The 14,199-nt window shown below is 43.3% G+C and carries 23 protein-coding genes; 18 read left to right on the top strand and 5 right to left on the bottom strand.

The window, feature by feature from the left end; all coding sequences use genetic code 11:
• Positions 1–53: 53 nt before the first annotated feature.
• Together CIB36_RS07250 and CIB36_RS07245 are read left to right on the top strand one after the other, a co-directional pair.
• Positions 54–1,397, top strand: a complete 1,344-nt coding sequence (locus tag CIB36_RS07250) for an MATE family efflux transporter (protein ID WP_093988841.1) — start codon at positions 54–56, stop codon at positions 1,395–1,397.
• Between the two features lie 67 nt (positions 1,398–1,464).
• Positions 1,465–2,604 carry a zinc ribbon domain-containing protein gene (locus CIB36_RS07245; protein ID WP_093988840.1) on the top strand — a complete coding sequence of 380 codons (1,140 nt, stop codon included), beginning with the start codon at positions 1,465–1,467 and terminating at the stop codon, positions 2,602–2,604.
• A 152-nt stretch (positions 2,605–2,756) separates the two neighbouring features.
• Here CIB36_RS07245 and CIB36_RS07240 read toward each other — a convergent pair whose 3' ends face one another.
• From CIB36_RS07240 to CIB36_RS07225, 4 genes are all read right to left on the bottom strand, one after another.
• Positions 2,757–3,566 (bottom strand): prohibitin family protein, encoded by an 810-nt coding sequence (locus tag CIB36_RS07240; RefSeq protein WP_093988839.1) that lies wholly within the window; start codon positions 3,564–3,566, stop codon positions 2,757–2,759.
• Positions 3,567–4,043: 477 nt separating this feature from the next.
• A complete protein-coding gene (locus tag CIB36_RS07235; RefSeq protein ID WP_093988838.1) occupies positions 4,044–5,537 on the bottom strand; it encodes a recombinase family protein in 1,494 nt (497 codons plus the stop codon).
• 66 nt (positions 5,538–5,603) lie between these two features.
• A complete protein-coding gene (locus CIB36_RS07230; RefSeq protein ID WP_093988837.1) occupies positions 5,604–6,296 on the bottom strand; it encodes a YbjQ family protein in 693 nt (230 codons plus the stop codon).
• Positions 6,297–6,309: 13 nt separating this feature from the next.
• Entirely contained in the window at positions 6,310–6,939 is a 630-nt protein-coding gene (locus CIB36_RS07225; protein WP_093988836.1) for a LexA family protein, read from the bottom strand.
• Positions 6,940–7,072: 133 nt separating this feature from the next.
• On the opposite strand from CIB36_RS07225, the gene CIB36_RS07220 reads away from it, so the two are divergent.
• Positions 7,073–7,264 carry a helix-turn-helix transcriptional regulator gene (locus CIB36_RS07220; protein WP_093988835.1) on the top strand — a complete coding sequence of 64 codons (192 nt, stop codon included), beginning with the start codon at positions 7,073–7,075 and terminating at the stop codon, positions 7,262–7,264.
• Positions 7,265–7,449: 185 nt separating this feature from the next.
• On the opposite strand, the gene CIB36_RS07215 is transcribed toward CIB36_RS07220, so the two are convergent.
• The gene (locus CIB36_RS07215) at positions 7,450–7,842 is read right to left on the bottom strand and encodes a hypothetical protein (RefSeq protein WP_093988834.1); all 393 of its coding nucleotides are present in this window, start codon (positions 7,840–7,842) and stop codon (positions 7,450–7,452) included.
• A 225-nt stretch (positions 7,843–8,067) separates the two neighbouring features.
• Here CIB36_RS07215 and CIB36_RS07210 point away from each other — a divergent pair, with 225 nt between their 5' ends.
• The 15 genes from CIB36_RS07210 to CIB36_RS13275 all read left to right on the top strand — a co-directional run bounded on the left by CIB36_RS07210 (position 8,068) and on the right by CIB36_RS13275 (position 14,199).
• Complete coding sequence (locus CIB36_RS07210; protein WP_093988833.1) at positions 8,068–8,349, top strand: hypothetical protein; 282 nt, start codon at positions 8,068–8,070, stop codon at positions 8,347–8,349.
• Between the two features lie 24 nt (positions 8,350–8,373).
• A complete protein-coding gene (locus CIB36_RS13280; RefSeq protein WP_158662621.1) occupies positions 8,374–8,547 on the top strand; it encodes a hypothetical protein in 174 nt (57 codons plus the stop codon).
• Between the two features lie 6 nt (positions 8,548–8,553).
• On the top strand, positions 8,554–8,829 hold the full coding sequence (locus CIB36_RS07205) for a hypothetical protein (protein WP_093988832.1): 276 nt from the start codon (positions 8,554–8,556) through the stop codon (positions 8,827–8,829).
• Positions 8,826–9,065, top strand: a complete 240-nt coding sequence (locus CIB36_RS07200; RefSeq protein WP_093988831.1) for a hypothetical protein — start codon at positions 8,826–8,828, stop codon at positions 9,063–9,065. Before CIB36_RS07205 ends, CIB36_RS07200 begins: the two co-directional genes overlap by 4 nt.
• Positions 9,037–9,708, top strand: coding sequence for a hypothetical protein (locus CIB36_RS07195; RefSeq protein ID WP_093988830.1), 672 nt, complete (start codon positions 9,037–9,039; stop codon positions 9,706–9,708). The genes CIB36_RS07200 and CIB36_RS07195 overlap by 29 nt, the downstream gene beginning before the upstream one ends.
• Complete coding sequence (locus tag CIB36_RS07190) at positions 9,705–10,349, top strand: putative HNHc nuclease (protein WP_093988829.1); 645 nt, start codon at positions 9,705–9,707, stop codon at positions 10,347–10,349. Before CIB36_RS07195 ends, CIB36_RS07190 begins: the two co-directional genes overlap by 4 nt.
• The gene (locus tag CIB36_RS07185; RefSeq protein ID WP_093988828.1) at positions 10,346–10,624 is read left to right on the top strand and encodes a hypothetical protein; all 279 of its coding nucleotides are present in this window, start codon (positions 10,346–10,348) and stop codon (positions 10,622–10,624) included. Before CIB36_RS07190 ends, CIB36_RS07185 begins: the two co-directional genes overlap by 4 nt.
• Complete coding sequence (locus tag CIB36_RS07180; RefSeq protein ID WP_093988827.1) at positions 10,621–10,887, top strand: hypothetical protein; 267 nt, start codon at positions 10,621–10,623, stop codon at positions 10,885–10,887. Before CIB36_RS07185 ends, CIB36_RS07180 begins: the two co-directional genes overlap by 4 nt.
• Complete coding sequence (locus CIB36_RS07175) at positions 10,881–11,291, top strand: single-stranded DNA-binding protein (protein ID WP_093988826.1); 411 nt, start codon at positions 10,881–10,883, stop codon at positions 11,289–11,291. Before CIB36_RS07180 ends, CIB36_RS07175 begins: the two co-directional genes overlap by 7 nt.
• An 11-nt stretch (positions 11,292–11,302) precedes the next feature.
• Complete coding sequence (locus CIB36_RS07170) at positions 11,303–11,929, top strand: DUF6291 domain-containing protein (protein WP_093988825.1); 627 nt, start codon at positions 11,303–11,305, stop codon at positions 11,927–11,929.
• Positions 11,926–13,161 carry a replicative DNA helicase gene (locus tag CIB36_RS07165; protein ID WP_093988824.1) on the top strand — a complete coding sequence of 412 codons (1,236 nt, stop codon included), beginning with the start codon at positions 11,926–11,928 and terminating at the stop codon, positions 13,159–13,161. Before CIB36_RS07170 ends, CIB36_RS07165 begins: the two co-directional genes overlap by 4 nt.
• A gap of 90 nt (positions 13,162–13,251) precedes the next feature.
• The gene (locus tag CIB36_RS07160) at positions 13,252–13,611 is read left to right on the top strand and encodes a RusA family crossover junction endodeoxyribonuclease (RefSeq protein ID WP_158662620.1); all 360 of its coding nucleotides are present in this window, start codon (positions 13,252–13,254) and stop codon (positions 13,609–13,611) included.
• A complete protein-coding gene (locus CIB36_RS07155) occupies positions 13,608–13,799 on the top strand; it encodes a hypothetical protein (protein ID WP_093988822.1) in 192 nt (63 codons plus the stop codon). The genes CIB36_RS07160 and CIB36_RS07155 overlap by 4 nt, the downstream gene beginning before the upstream one ends.
• On the top strand, positions 13,780–14,025 hold the full coding sequence (locus CIB36_RS07150) for a hypothetical protein (protein ID WP_093988821.1): 246 nt from the start codon (positions 13,780–13,782) through the stop codon (positions 14,023–14,025). Before CIB36_RS07155 ends, CIB36_RS07150 begins: the two co-directional genes overlap by 20 nt.
• Positions 14,026–14,028: 3 nt before the next feature.
• The gene (locus tag CIB36_RS13275) at positions 14,029–14,199 is read left to right on the top strand and encodes a hypothetical protein (protein ID WP_158662619.1); all 171 of its coding nucleotides are present in this window, start codon (positions 14,029–14,031) and stop codon (positions 14,197–14,199) included.

Genomic DNA, 14,199 nt, shown 5'->3' with positions numbered 1-14,199 from the left:
TTACTGCCATTTCATTATGAGGGGGAAAAAGAGTGAGTACAAAAGCGTTGCAAATGTCGGAAAGCAAACAGTTTTACCGGTCGGTTTTCACGTTGGTAATGCCGATGGCTTTACAGAACCTGATTAATACAGCAGTAACCTCTGCGGACGTTATTATGCTTGGGAAAGTCGGGGAAACGGTGCTGTCGGCAGCTTCTTTGGCAAATCAGGTCTATTTCATCATGAACCTGATCATATTTGGGCTGACTTCGGGGGCGGCGGTGCTGACCGCGCAGTATTGGGGAAAACAGGATGTCCGCACGATTGAAAAGGTGATTGGGATGACCATGCGGATCTCTGTCTGCGTGGGATTTCTTTTCTTTATTATCGCGATGTTTTTGCCGCGTTATGCCATGCTGGTGTTTACATCAGACGAAGCGGTGATCGAAGAGGGGATCAAATACCTGCGGACTGTAGGGATCTCGTATCTGTTTTCTTCAGTGACGATGATCTATCTGAACATCATGCGCAGTGTGGAACGGGTCGTAATCTCGACTGTGATTTATTTTATCTCATTGCTGGTGAACGTCGGGGTCAATGCGGTGCTGATTTTTGGGATGTTCGGGATGCCAAAACTGGGGATCATCGGTGCGGGCATTGGGACGAGCGTTGCAAGGGCTGTTGAATTAGCTGCTACGATTTTTTATGCAAAAAAGATAAACCGGGACATTCGCTGGAGGCTCAAGGACTTGTTTGTCCGTGATCCGCTTCTGTTCCAGGACTTTTTAAGGTATGCGATCCCTGTTGTGCTAAACGAGATGTTTTGGGGAATCGGAAGCTCCATGAACTCGGTCATTGTAGGGCATCTGGGCACCTCTGTAGTTGCTGCAAATTCAGTAGCTCAGGTCACCCGGCAACTGGCTATGGTCATCGCCTTTGGAATCGCAAATGCAACGGCGATTATGCTGGGTAAAAGCATCGGTGCAGGCAGAACAGATGAGGCAAAACGCAATGCAAAGCGTTTTATCAAGATCACCATGATTGTAGCTGTTTTGGGGGCGGCGCTGATTTTGATTATCCGCCCGATCGCTATGGCAAACCTGACCCTGAGCGACGAGGCGCAGGGATACCTTTCGATGATGATGTATGTTATGTCTTATTTCTGTATCGCGCAGGCTTTCAATACCACGATGGTAGTAGGAATCTTCCGCTCTGGCGGAGATACCCGTTTTGGGCTGTTTATGGATGTGAGCACCATGTGGGGTGGTTCAATCCTATTTGGTGCTTTAGCTGCCTTTGTTTTCCGTTGGCCGGTAACGATCGTTTACATGATTTTGATGATCGACGAGATCTTAAAGATCCCACTTTCCATTTATCGGTATCGAAAAGGAGTCTGGCTGAGAGATGTTACCAGATAAAAAAGATTTACAAATTCGTATTTTGCCTGTATACTTAACATATAGATTGACTACAAGGAGGTAGGCTATGTTTTGTCAAAATTGTGGAAAAGAATTTGAAGGGAACTTCTGTCCGGATTGCGGAACTCCCGCACAACGGGCAGAAACCGTTGACCAATGGAAAGCTCCTGTTGTTCCTGAGGAAACACAAACTCCAGTAATGGAAGAAACGGAGGCACCCTCTCCTGATTTGTCAGAACCTCGGATGCAGGAAGCTAAAGATCCGGCGGGCGATCCGGTAATAGAACCCACTTATACAACAGGTGGAGTTACTTTGGAGCCCCCGCAGATGCCGCAAGGACAGGTGCCGCCGCAAATACCAATAGGCAGTCAGACACCTCAGCAGTGGAGTTATGCCTCGGGTCAGCCAACTCAGTTCCCGGGGGATCCGACGCAGCCAATTGGGCAGCAGCCGCCAAAGAAAAAACATACTGGTTTGATCGTGGGCTGCGCGGTCGGCGGAGGGGTCTTGATCCTGGTTATTGTGATTTTACTGGTTGTTTCTTTTACCAACAGCCTAAAAGACGCGGTGCAGGATCAAATGCTCAATGGGGATTATGATTACTATGAGGATTACAGTGAACCCGACGTATGGGAGGACACTGAACCCGATGTCGACGTCAATGAACCTATAGATGAAGGAACAACGTCTGCTTATCCAGGCCTTCCGGAAGGGGATTATACGGTTTACAAATCCGGAATGTATAAAGTAGGCGACACGATGCCGGCTGGAGAATATTTATTGCTTGCTAATGATGAATGGAGTAATTCCGGTTACTATGAAGTGACCAGCGATACCACCGGGGAATTAGATTCTATTATTGTCAATGATAACTTTGACAATAGGGGCTTTGTTCAGGTTGAAGAGGGGACTTATATCAATCTTCAGCGCTGTGTTGCGATCCCGGTAGATGAGGTTCCGCCGTATGAAGCGGAAAACGGATATTATCCGGAAGGAACCTACCGTGTTGGGATCGACATTCCAGCCGGGGAGTATACGCTTTCTCCAATTGACAGCGATATTTCCGGTTACTATGAACTGCGGGAAGACGCAAGCGGGGACTGGGATAAGATTATTTCCAATAAAAATTTTGACGGCGAGTTTTTCCTGACCATTAAAGACGGACAATATTTTACCCTGTCTTTGGCTGAAATAAAAGGAGAATAAAAAAGGACTGTACGAAAAAATCGTACAGTCCTTTTTGTTGTAGAAAATCAGCTTTTTTGGCAATGAAAAGGGAAGATAAGAATAACTTCTTTTGTGGGATACCTCCTGCCTATCTTGGATAGTAAAAGCCCCGAGTATATCGGGGCTTTTTGTTATTCCGTTTCTTTTGCGGCTTCCTCCAGCAATTTGCTGATATCGAACATATAGGTTCCATCACCGGATACCTGAGGCAGCTTTCCATCCCACTTTTCGATCCAGTCATTTAACAGGGTCTTATCGGTGATCTGCGCATTTTTTAATTTGTATGCTTCGGCTTCCGCCTTGGCTTCTTCTACCTTCTGTTCCGCCTCTACCTTGATACGCTCTAAGTCTTGTTCTGCTTTCAGGGCATTTTGCTGTGCGGTCTGTTTTGCTTCGATCGCGGCATTGAATTCTTCCGAGAAGTTAAAGTCCGTCATATTGAATACTTCTATGTACATACCATAAGAATCGATCTTTTCAGAAATGGCAGTTTTGATCTCCTCGCTGACATTCTGCCGTTTGGTAATCAATTCTTCCGCGGAATACTGTGCCATAACTGCCTTGATACATTCCGGGATAGCTGGGATCACCAAGGTATCTTCTACTGAACGGCCAAAGTTTTGGTATACCAGCGCGCTGCTGTCCGGGCTGATACGGTAGTTTACCGAAACGCTTCCTTCAACGGTCTGCAAATCACGGGAAGCAGAGGTAAACGGTACTTCGACCTTGGTAACGCGGTTATCCACTTTTACGACATTTTGCACGAATGGCACCTTAAAGTGCAGTCCCTCCTGTAGTACGGAATCGCTGACTGCCCCGAAGTTCGTAACAACCCCTGTATGTCCGGCTGGGATAATGACGATTGACAAAGCACCAATGACGAGCACTACAATAATAATTGCTGCAATGAGGATTGTTTTAAAGATTTTTTTCTCTTTCATAAAAAACTCCTTTTGAAATAATAAAAACATATGATGAAAAAACAGCTCTGTTCTTTATGTTTCTCATTATATCCGAGGAAAGAGAAAGATGCAATCACCACATTTGTTTGAAATTTAACAAAAACGTGTAAAACGGCTGATTTTGTGTGTTTAAATATCTCTTTAATATTAAGGATTTCTTTTTATATCTCTTGTTTTCTGTTTTATCCTTTTTTGAAGATCATTTTCTTTTGGTTTTTTCAGAAGCGGGTAGAAAGCAGAAAAATTTTAGAAATATCCGGAAAAAGTGAACCAATTTCTATCTTTTTCATAGTATGTATTAAAGCCGAACGCTTAATACTTTTCTAGGAGGATTCATATGCCCGATAATAATTTTGCTGCTCAGGGAAACTGCGGGAACTTCAAAGAAGCGGTCTGCATCAACGCGGGAAGGATCTACGATTCGTGTTCTGAAAAACAATAAACAAGATAGATCGACTACTTTAAAAAAACTTTTAAGTCAAAAGTTCCTATTTCAGATCCGTTTTCTTTGCGATAGTTGATATGGTCAACAACATCTTTTAGCATACGGTTTTTATCTCCCGGCTGGCTGGACCAGTAGTTCCTGAAGAGATATTCAAAGGCAGGAAGTAAATAAGACTTATCCTCTGATTTATGTTTCTCCTGTTCGCGAAGCAGTTCCTCTTTTTGCTGTTGTAATTTCTTTAATTTGTCATTTAGAATTGCAGAGCGTTTAACAAAGGTATCAATATCATAGATACCCTGTTCCAGCAAATCATGTAGACGCTCTAGTTGCGTTTCAGCAGTATGTTGCTCCTGTTCGACAACTGCAAGTGCAAGTGATCCAGAATCAGATGAATTATTCGACTTCTCTTTTGCCTTAGATTTGATTTCGATGAAACGTTCATATAACGCATCAATTACAGAGCGCTCTACTAACTCCATTCTATCATACGGGGTGCAGCCGCGTGTAACACAAATAAAGTTTACTGCGCGCTGCCGATTTCCAAATGAAGTATATTTTCTACGAACCATTTGTTTCCCACATTTATCACATACCATAATCCCAGATAGCGGGTTGTATAACACACCTGTATTATGAGGTGGGTGATATCTCTCGTTTAATATCTTCTGCGCCATATTGAACGTTTCCGGGGCGATGATAGGGGAATGCAAACCATCTACGACAACCCATTCTTCTTCAGGCAACTTAATGACCTTTCGGGATCCATCAGAGTTCTTTACTCGCTTAAATTGGTTCCATACAACCTTTCCGATATAAACCTGATTGCGTATGATTTTTAAAATGGAGGTTCGGGAGAACGCTGCTGATCGGTGCGGCTTCGCTCCCATACGGTTGATTTCCTCGGCAATACTCACGGCCCCCATGCCTTGGTTGACATACATATCAAAAATAAGACGGACGAATTTGGCTTCTGGTTCGTAAATCTCCAGAGTAGACAATTTCCCTTCTTTTGTTTTTTTATAACCATATGGTGCATTCGGGATATAAGCGCCGTCTTGAACAGAGCGTTCTATCCCTCGCCGCATTCTTCGCTTTATCAGTGATAATTCACGTCGGGCGATAAATGTTTCAAACTCAGTGTATTCTTCGTCAAATTCGTTATTTAGGTCATAGACTTTGCGCAGGGTGATGATTTTGGTATCAGAGGCTTTAAAAGTTTCTAAAATAACGCCTTGATCGCTCATTGCTCCTCTTCCAAGTCGGTCAATATCCATGCAGAGGACAGCATCATATTTCCCATTTTCCACATCATTGAGCAGCTTCAACATTTCCGGACGTGCATATAAGCTTTCGCCAGAAACAACTTCTTCATAAATATGTACAACGGTCAGACGGTTGTTTTTAGCAAATTCCAGAAGTGTTTCCTTGTGGCGTTGCAGAGTATCCTCTACGGTTGCGGTTGCTTCTTCTGCGCGTGATTTTCGCAGATAGATTGCGGTGTTCATTGAATATCACCCCTTTGATATCATTATATGGCTAAAATTACCCGGTGAGAAATCACCGGGATTTTTTTATTCCTCTACCTTTTCCACATCAACCGCGGTGGCGCTGGCAATTACTGCGATGATGTTGTTATAGATCAGTGGATAATCAAAATCTACGCCAATCAAAGCATTAGCGTTTAAATCAATCGCTTTTGAAATCAACTTGCTTAAAGAAGAGTCTTTCGCCTGTTCAAATTTCTTTGCGAATTTATCCGTTTCAGTTCCTAAAAGATTTGCGACACTGGCAGAAAACTCGCTGGCAAATCCAGTTCCCAAAACCGTTTCAGCCGAAATCACTTTGATGTATTTGGTGATACGCCAGCCCTCGAAATTAAAGCCGGAAGTTGTCATCATGTCACGAAACTTTTGATTCCATTCAGCTATTTGGGCCTCTTTGGCCTTTTCTTCCATTTCTTTTCTTATGATGTCTTTCGCCCACTCTTCATCTTCTTCAAATTTAGTTTGATATTGGTTATCCCAATCTTTAATCATACTATCTATTTCTTGCTTAACACTTGGGATTGGATCGGCAACACAAGATAAAAAAATTTCTTTAGCATTTGGGTAATTTTGGGTATTAAATTCGAGTGTTCTAATACAGCCTTGTTTTCGTTCTTCACAGGCGGCACAAATCCTGTTTCCGGGGTCGTTATCTGAAAGAGGGAAATCAGCAATAAATCCACTTTGCTTTTTCCCACAAATGCTACAAATAATTGCCATATAAACACGTCCTTTACTTTACGTCACTTTGGAAAGCGATTGCTTTTCCTAAAATATGAACCGTATCTAATTCATCGCCAGAGTAAATCAGCGGTGGGAAACTAGGGTTTTCAGCAACAAGTTGTAAAATACCAGACTTACGATTATAGTAAACTCTTTTCAAAGTAGCTTCATCATCAATAATAACTGCTGCAATTTCCCCGTCGTCAACACTTGGCTGTTTTCTTATAAAAACAATGTCCCCATCTAAAATTCTAGCATTTATCATGCTATCACCTTTAGCACGTAAACAAAAATCTGCTTTTATATTGGTTCCCACTTCAACATAACTTTCATGTTCTTCATCTGCATATATGGGAACACCGCAAGCAATTTCACCTAGTAATGGGATTTTATGTGTTTTGATAGGCAAGATGTTATCATATGAGAAAACATCAATATTATCGGTATCATCTTCAATAATGTCTGATTTTTTTACTTGAAAAAAATCAGCAAGATTTTGCATTGCACCCATTCTTGGCGTTTTTGTTTCTAATTCCCAAGATGAAACCGTTTTTCCAGAAACACCGATTATTTTTCCTAATTCATCTTGTGTCAGCCCTCTAGATTCTCTTAAAGATTTAATATTTTTCCCTATAGACATTACTTCACCACCTTTGAATTGATTATATACCAAAAGTAGAAAAAAAGCAATAAAAAATTTTAAAAATTCTACTAAAAGGTATTGACATTCTACTTAAAGTAGGATATAATACAAAACATAGGAGGTGACAAAAATGAAATTTACCTTGAAACAAGCCAGAAAACATGCAGATAAAACACAGCTTGAAATGGCAAAGATTCTGGGAATTAGTCGTGATACTTATATGAAATTAGAACGTTCTCCCGAAGAAGTTACAATAAAACAGGCTTTAATAATTTCTAACATTACTGGCATTCCATATGACGATATTTTTTTTACAAACTAATTCTACTTAAAGTAGATAATGCGTGAAAAAGTAATTGCGAAATCCGAAAAGGAGTGAGGAGAACGAATAGATGGGTGTGGCTTTTAGTAATTGTTATCATCTCAATATTGTGTATTGTTTTTTCTTATAAAAAGAAGTTGTTTCTAGGACATTGGTACATATGGTATGCGTTGACAATAGATATTTTATTTGCCGTTTTTTTGTTCTTTTATAAATCTTGATGTATATGAAGATAGACGTTTAGACAATTCTTGAAATTTTGGAAAAGCTAGTTGATTTTCATGGGCAAAGATCAATCTATTTAATTCTTCAATATCTTCCCAAAATTCAGTAGGCGTGTATAAAAAAATTTCTCCTGCGTATGTGCCAAGATCAACTAAATTATGTCTGGAGTCGCCCAAAGTTTTTCCAACATTTGATAGATAATTTTCAATAACTTCAAGTTTTCTTTTAATAAACATTTCTTCTTTTTTCATTTTAGCTTGATGCCTGTTGTTTAGTATGGTTGTGGCTATTGGAGAAATAAATGCAATTAGAGAAACAAGAAAAGCCAAAGTAATTGTAGAATCTATTTTCATCGTAACACGTCCTTTCACATGAATTATAGCATGTCAAATGAAAGGATACAATTTAAAATCGAAAGGAGTGAGGAGAATGATAGAAATAATAACAATTATACTGGTGATTTTGACATTAGCATTGAACGCAATAACTTTTTACATGAAGCGCTGATATTGATAGTTGGATTTCAGAATAGGACAAATTCAAAAAATCATAGAATCAATAGGAAAGGAGTTGTAAATATGCCTAAAAAATTTGATATGTCAAGATACAGAGATGAACCGGATTTCGTAACCACGACGAAGTATGGGGGAAAAGTAGAATTTTATACACCGATTGACCGGGAAAATGATGATTTCTATATTGAGCAGTTGCAAAAAAATAATAAGTTGTTTCAAAAACGTATCTATGATGATATTTATCATGGACGTCGAACATGGCAGGAAATTCTTGCTCAAATCAGAGAATATTATCCGGACTATAACCCGCCGATGGTCCCATGGGAAGAGATTTATGGAAAATAGTTCAAAAAGAAAGGACGTGCAAAGATGCAGGAAGTAATGACAGCTCTGATTAGCGGTCTGATCTTTGCCGGGTGGATACCGGCATGTATGATGATGGACAAGCTGAAAAAGGGCAGAAAAAAGCGCCCCTTCGTCTGCCAACGAAAAAGGCGCACACAAAATATTGTATACATACAGGATACACCAAAGGAGGCGTAAAGTCAAGTGGAAGATATGGGATACAACCAGCACGGCGATGATTTGCCTGAGCCAGACCTAAAGCTTGTGGGAATGTCAGAAGAATGCGAGCGCCTTTCTGATGAAAAGGACGAACTTGTGAAAGAAAAGAAAGATTGCGAGGATTTTTTTAAGGAGCTTCACTATTTAAACAATAATACCAAGGAAAGGATTTTGTCCGAATATGATGATAAGATCGAGAATTGTTCTGAACTTCATCGGGCGATCAGCGAGAGGCTTTGCGAATTGGGGTATTCAGCATGAACCCACAGCACAGCGGGGCAATGTACATAGGGTACTGGAATGGATATGAATATAGTATTCCCGCGAAAGCATTTGTTTGCTTTTACTGCGACCTGTGCGTGAAAACACCGATCCATCAAGCGTGGTTCTGCTTCGCGAATGGGTATTGGCTGTATAAAATTGACAAACAAAGAGGGCCGATGTGCCCGATAGAATGGAGGCTGGAAGATGGAAATCAGGACATTGCGGGCAGATGAAATAGAATGCCGGGCGGCAATGGTAAAAGAAAGAGGAGTAAGCCTGCTTTTGTATAAAGACGCCCGGTGCGATATGAGAATCCTTGATGAGATGTTTACGCCGTTTGGGTGGCAGAGACATCATGAAACAATAAACGGGAAAGAGTTCTGCACGGTGTCTGTAAAAAGTGAAACCGGGGAATGGATAGAAAAACAGGACTGCGGGACGGAATCCAACACGGAAAAGGAAAAAGGGCAGTCCTCAGACGCGTTCAAACGTGCCTGCTTTAACTGGGGGATCGGGAGGGAACTCTATACAGCGCCGTTCATCTGGATCCCGGAAGGGAAAGCAGAGATCCAGAAAAACAGCAATGGGAAATACTATTTGAAAAACAGCTTTGAAGTTTCAGAAATACAGTACGACAAAGATCGTAAGATCAGCGGGCTGGTCATTGTAGACGCTAAAACAAAGAATACGGTATATTCCATGGAGCAGGAGAATGCGGCTGTACAAGCCCCTCCGCAGCAATATATCTGCGAAAAGTGCGGGAAACCTGTCAAAGGCCAGCGGGGAACAAATGGAGAGATCATAACCCCAAAAACTGTTTATGAAAAAACAGGACATCTTTGCATGAGCTGCTGGAAACAGGAGAAACAAAAATGATCCTGCAAGGGAAGATCAAGGGATACGATGGGCAGGCGCTGACGATCCAGGCACCGTTTTCGGATACCTTTGGCTTTATCAAAAGGAAATACGGGGAGTGCGAGATCCGGCTGGACGATGGGCGCAGGATCAGCACAGACCAGCGGAGGAAGATCTACGCCACACTACGGGACATCTCAGAATACACAGGCCACGAGCCGGAATACCTGAAAGAACTGATGAAATATTCCTTTATGGCTAAAACGGGAAAAGAACATTTTAGCCTGTCAGACTGCGATATGACAACGGCAAAAGAATACTTGGAGTTTTTGATCGAGTTCTGTGTGGAATTTGATATTCCCTGTGCGGAAAGTTTGGCGGAACGGTCGCCGGATATTGCAAGATATATTTATGTCTGCCTGAAAAATAAAAAGTGCTGTATCACTGGGCAGAAAGCACAGCTGCACCATGTAGACGCTGTGGGAATGGGACGGAACCGGAACGACATCATTCATTTAGGAATGCGGGTCCTGCCGCTTCATTGGAAACTGCACCGGGAGGCGCACGATATCGGACAGGCAGAGTTTGATAAAAAGTACCATGTGTTTGGGATCAGGTTAGATGAAGAATTATGCAGAGTTTGGAAGGTGAGAAAAGGATGAGCGTTACAGAAGAAACCAGACGGGAGAGCTATTACAAAACAGACCGGAGCACCCGTCAGATTGAAGTGCTGGGAGCGTTTCGGAAATACGGCAAGATGACCGCTAATGAATGCGCCAAACGTCTGGGATATACAGACGGGAACCGGGTGAAGCCCCGGATCACAGAATTAAAGAACAAAGGGCTGCTGTTTGAAACAGGGGAAAAGAGATATGACCCGGATACAAAGCGGAATGGGGCAGTCTTTGATATTTATGATAAGGAGTTAAAATCATGAAATTAAATTTTAATGTGTCACAGGATATTGATGAAATTAAAGGGATCCAAGTGAAACGACGGGTGGGAGAAAAACATAAAATCATAGAACGTTTTATCAAAAGCAGACAAAACGTTGCAAAGGTAGAATGGAAGTCAGACTATAAAAATGCGGCAAGCTGTGTAAACTGTTTACGCACAGAGATTCGGGAAATGAAACAACCCGTCAAAGTAATCTCAAGAAACCGTGAGGTCTATCTGGTTAAGGAGGTATCAGAATGTTAAACAGAGTAATTTTAATGGGCCGTTTCGTTGCTGATCCGGAATTAAGGACAACACCGAACGGGGTATCGGTGACAGCGTTCCGCATTGCGGTGAACCGTACATATAACCGGGAACAGACCGACTGGATCGACATCGTAGCGTGGCGGCAGCAAGCGGAATTTGTCTGCAAGTATTTCCAGAAGGGGAGCATGATCGTTGTTGAAGGGTCTATCCAAACCCGCAATTACGAAGATAAGAACGGGAACAAGCGCACCGCCGTGGAGGTGGTTGCAGACCAAGTACATTTTGCAGAAAGCAAAACAAAGGAACCCGTACCGCATGAACCGAAGCAGGAAAGCTTTTCCGTTGGAAACATGGACGAATACGAGGATCTGGATACCGATGACGGCAGGTTGCCGTTTTAAGGCGGTGGCATATGGACCAGACGTATTTTAAAATGTTTGTTGATTATGAAAAACACTTAAAGCTGCTTGGGGCAGAGGGCTGCGGCCGTGTCGTTTTTGCATTATTCGACTATGAACATGGAATACAGCCAAAGCTGGAGGGAGCTGAATTGATGTGCTTTTCCTTTATCGCTTCGCAGATCGACAGAGATAGGGAAAGCTATCAAAAACGCTGTCAGAAGAACCGGGAAAATGTTCAAAAACGGTGGGAATCAAAAAATACGAGCGTATACGATTGTATTTCTGAAAATACGAAAAATACGAAAGATACCAAGACAAAGACTAAGACTAAGACAAAAGACAAAGACAATATAGATATAGCTCAACATGATCCCTTTTTTGAAAAATTTTGGGAAGCCTATCCGAAACATATGGGAAAAGAAAAAGCCAGGAAAGCATTCGCAGGTCTGCGGGTTAGTGAATCGCTTTTATCGGAAATGCTGGCTGCTTTGGAGGTGCAGAAGAAATTACCTCAGTGGCAGGACAAGCAGTTTATCCCATATCCAGCCTCGTGGTTAAACCAACGGCGCTGGAAGGACGAGGTAGAAGAAATCCCCCCGGAACGTGAAGACTGGAGAGGCGGAGGGCCGCGGCTATGATCCACTATGAACTGGAAGAAACGGTATTAGGGGGATTGCTCAGCAGGCCGGAGGAATACGACGAGTATTTTGAACAGCTGATACCGGAGGACTTTTTCGGAATCGGCTGCAGAGAGATCTTTGAGAAATGCGCGGTTTACCGGAAGAAACACGGGAAGGTAGTTCCGCTGGACCTTGGCCTAGACGAAGGGCTGAGAAAATACGCCGGGCATTGCAAACAGTGCTATATCAGCCCGTCGGCATTTCCGGACCATATCAGGATTCTGAAACAGAAAGCAAAGATCTGCCGGGTGAAGGAATCGGTGGAGGAGCTGCTTAACGGGGATTCAGAAGAACTGGTCCCGGGACTAAAAAAGGTGCTGGAGGACGAAGAGCAGGAGCGGAGCAGCCGGGACTATGAAACAATGGCGGTGGAACAGCTGATCCAGTTCTCTCAGGAATTATTCAGCAAATCGGAACGGGATAACAGGATCCTGACCGGCTTTAAACGGCTGGACGCGGCTTTGTCGGGCCTTAGAATGAGGACGGTGTCATACGTCGGGGCAAGGCCAAGCACAGGCAAGACGGCCTTTGCCCTGAATATCTTGAAAAAGCAGATCAAAGCGGGAAAGAAAAGCGTGTTTTTCAGCTTGGAAATGTCGGTAACGCAAATCTGTGAACGCCTTGTATCCGATATAGCGGCGGTGAACTACGGGAGGATCAACGCGGGGGAACTGAAGGAACAGGAAAAGAACCAGATGATCCAAACACTGGACCAGATATTCAGCCAAAAGAAAACGTTTATTATTGACGACCAGTACACGATCGAAGCGATAGGCGGGACGATCGCGGATCTTCGGCCCGATTTTGTGGTGATAGATTTTATCCAGTGTGTAAGGACAACCGGGAAATTCCAGTCACGGAGAAACGAAGTGGACTACATTTCCCAGGAATTAAAGCGTTTAGCCAAACGGTATCACTGCCACATCATGGGGCTGTCCCAAATGGCAAGAGGTGATAAAACGAACCAGCCGCCGAAAATGAGCGACCTGAAAGAATCGGGCGGATTGGAACAGGACGGGGACTATATCATGATCCTGCACAGGCCGTATATCATGGACCGGGAGCACTTTGAACCGGAAGATACAGATTTGCAGCTGGAGAAAAACAAATACGGCCGGACCGGCGGGATAGAGTTTTGTTTCAAGGGAGAATACCAGCGTTTTTTGGAGGTGGAAAAGCGGCATGAGTGAACTTGAGATTTACGAGGTACTCAAACAACAGCTGAAAGCGAAAAACTTAAAGCCACAGGAATATGAGGAATGTATCCGGGAGATCTCCGAATGGCTGGCAATTTGAAATACATGATCCCGGAAGTGCCGCCGAGCAATAACAAATATATTGGGAGAATGAACCGGTGGGAATATCAGGAGGAGAAGAAACGATGGGCGGCGCTGGTGCAGTTCCTGTGCAGCCCGAAGCCTGAAAAACCAATCCCAAAGGCGAAAGTAACCCTAACATACTTTTTCCCGACAAGGGTAAGGCGGGATCCCGACAATTATTCGGGAAAGATGATCCTGGACGGGCTGGTAAGATCCGGGATATTACTGGACGACAGTTTTTCCTGTATAGAGCTTGTCCTGCTGGGCGGATACGACAAAGAGAACCCAAGAACGGAAATAACGGTTGAGGTGAAGGAATGACCAATCAGGGCATACAAAAAGTATTAGACCAGTACCACGCCGGGATCCCGACGCCGGAGATCGTTACAGGCGTTATGCGGTCAGAACAGGTAAAAAAGTGGGAGGCAAAAGACCTTGTGGAGAGAATCATATACGAAGATTTGACCCGGAAAAGGCGGGAGAGAAAGAATGACGGAAAAGAAGTGTAAACTCTGCGGAAAACAATACACCGGCCACGGGAACAGCTTTTACTGCAAAGACTGCCGCGGGGAGATGGAGCGAAGCCTGCGCCGGAAACGGACAGGGTACGACCCGATGGGGTGGTATAAAAAGATCGTAGCAGACCAAAAGGCGGGGAAATACTCCGGTGTAAAGGGCGCTAAGATCAACAGCGATTTTTCTAAAATAGACCGAAAACACGCAAGGGGGAAATGAACGATGACAAATCAAGAATTAGAACAGATGATAGCATATGAAAATCAGGCCAACAGCAATGCGAACAGCGCGCAGCGCTGGCAAAAGCAGGCGCAGGAGCTTGAAAGGGAATTGGAACAGGTCAAGGCGGAGCTGGAAAGCCTGAAAGGGGAAACAGAGAGTGACAGAAGTTAA

The sequence above is a fragment of the Massiliimalia timonensis genome (assembly GCF_900186585.1).
In the GTDB taxonomy this organism is placed as follows: Bacteria; Bacillota; Clostridia; order Oscillospirales; family Ruminococcaceae; genus Massiliimalia; species Massiliimalia timonensis.
Note: the sequence above shows the minus strand (reverse complement) of the source record. Positions and strands in the feature narration are given on the sequence as shown.

Bases quoted from the DNA above. Each gene is read 5' to 3' on its own strand.
- CIB36_RS07250 (WP_093988841.1), top strand. From the start codon at position 54: ATGTCGGAAAGCAAACAGTTTTACCGGTCGGTTTTCACGTTGGTAATG.
- CIB36_RS07245 (WP_093988840.1), top strand. From the start codon at position 1,465: ATGTTTTGTCAAAATTGTGGAAAAGAATTTGAAGGGAACTTCTGTCCG.
- CIB36_RS07240 (WP_093988839.1), bottom strand. From the start codon at position 3,566: ATGAAAGAGAAAAAAATCTTTAAAACAATCCTCATTGCAGCAATTATT.
- CIB36_RS07235 (WP_093988838.1), bottom strand. From the start codon at position 5,537: ATGAACACCGCAATCTATCTGCGAAAATCACGCGCAGAAGAAGCAACC.
- CIB36_RS07230 (WP_093988837.1), bottom strand. From the start codon at position 6,296: ATGGCAATTATTTGTAGCATTTGTGGGAAAAAGCAAAGTGGATTTATT.
- CIB36_RS07225 (WP_093988836.1), bottom strand. From the start codon at position 6,939: ATGTCTATAGGGAAAAATATTAAATCTTTAAGAGAATCTAGAGGGCTG.
- CIB36_RS07220 (WP_093988835.1), top strand. From the start codon at position 7,073: ATGAAATTTACCTTGAAACAAGCCAGAAAACATGCAGATAAAACACAG.
- CIB36_RS07215 (WP_093988834.1), bottom strand. From the start codon at position 7,842: ATGAAAATAGATTCTACAATTACTTTGGCTTTTCTTGTTTCTCTAATT.
- CIB36_RS07210 (WP_093988833.1), top strand. From the start codon at position 8,068: ATGCCTAAAAAATTTGATATGTCAAGATACAGAGATGAACCGGATTTC.
- CIB36_RS13280 (WP_158662621.1), top strand. From the start codon at position 8,374: ATGCAGGAAGTAATGACAGCTCTGATTAGCGGTCTGATCTTTGCCGGG.
- CIB36_RS07200 (WP_093988831.1), top strand. From the start codon at position 8,826: ATGAACCCACAGCACAGCGGGGCAATGTACATAGGGTACTGGAATGGA.
- CIB36_RS07195 (WP_093988830.1), top strand. From the start codon at position 9,037: ATGGAAATCAGGACATTGCGGGCAGATGAAATAGAATGCCGGGCGGCA.
- CIB36_RS07190 (WP_093988829.1), top strand. From the start codon at position 9,705: ATGATCCTGCAAGGGAAGATCAAGGGATACGATGGGCAGGCGCTGACG.
- CIB36_RS07185 (WP_093988828.1), top strand. From the start codon at position 10,346: ATGAGCGTTACAGAAGAAACCAGACGGGAGAGCTATTACAAAACAGAC.
- CIB36_RS07180 (WP_093988827.1), top strand. From the start codon at position 10,621: ATGAAATTAAATTTTAATGTGTCACAGGATATTGATGAAATTAAAGGG.
- CIB36_RS07175 (WP_093988826.1), top strand. From the start codon at position 10,881: ATGTTAAACAGAGTAATTTTAATGGGCCGTTTCGTTGCTGATCCGGAA.
- CIB36_RS07170 (WP_093988825.1), top strand. From the start codon at position 11,303: ATGGACCAGACGTATTTTAAAATGTTTGTTGATTATGAAAAACACTTA.
- CIB36_RS07165 (WP_093988824.1), top strand. From the start codon at position 11,926: ATGATCCACTATGAACTGGAAGAAACGGTATTAGGGGGATTGCTCAGC.
- CIB36_RS07160 (WP_158662620.1), top strand. From the start codon at position 13,252: ATGGCTGGCAATTTGAAATACATGATCCCGGAAGTGCCGCCGAGCAAT.
- CIB36_RS07155 (WP_093988822.1), top strand. From the start codon at position 13,608: ATGACCAATCAGGGCATACAAAAAGTATTAGACCAGTACCACGCCGGG.
- CIB36_RS07150 (WP_093988821.1), top strand. From the start codon at position 13,780: ATGACGGAAAAGAAGTGTAAACTCTGCGGAAAACAATACACCGGCCAC.
- CIB36_RS13275 (WP_158662619.1), top strand. From the start codon at position 14,029: ATGACAAATCAAGAATTAGAACAGATGATAGCATATGAAAATCAGGCC.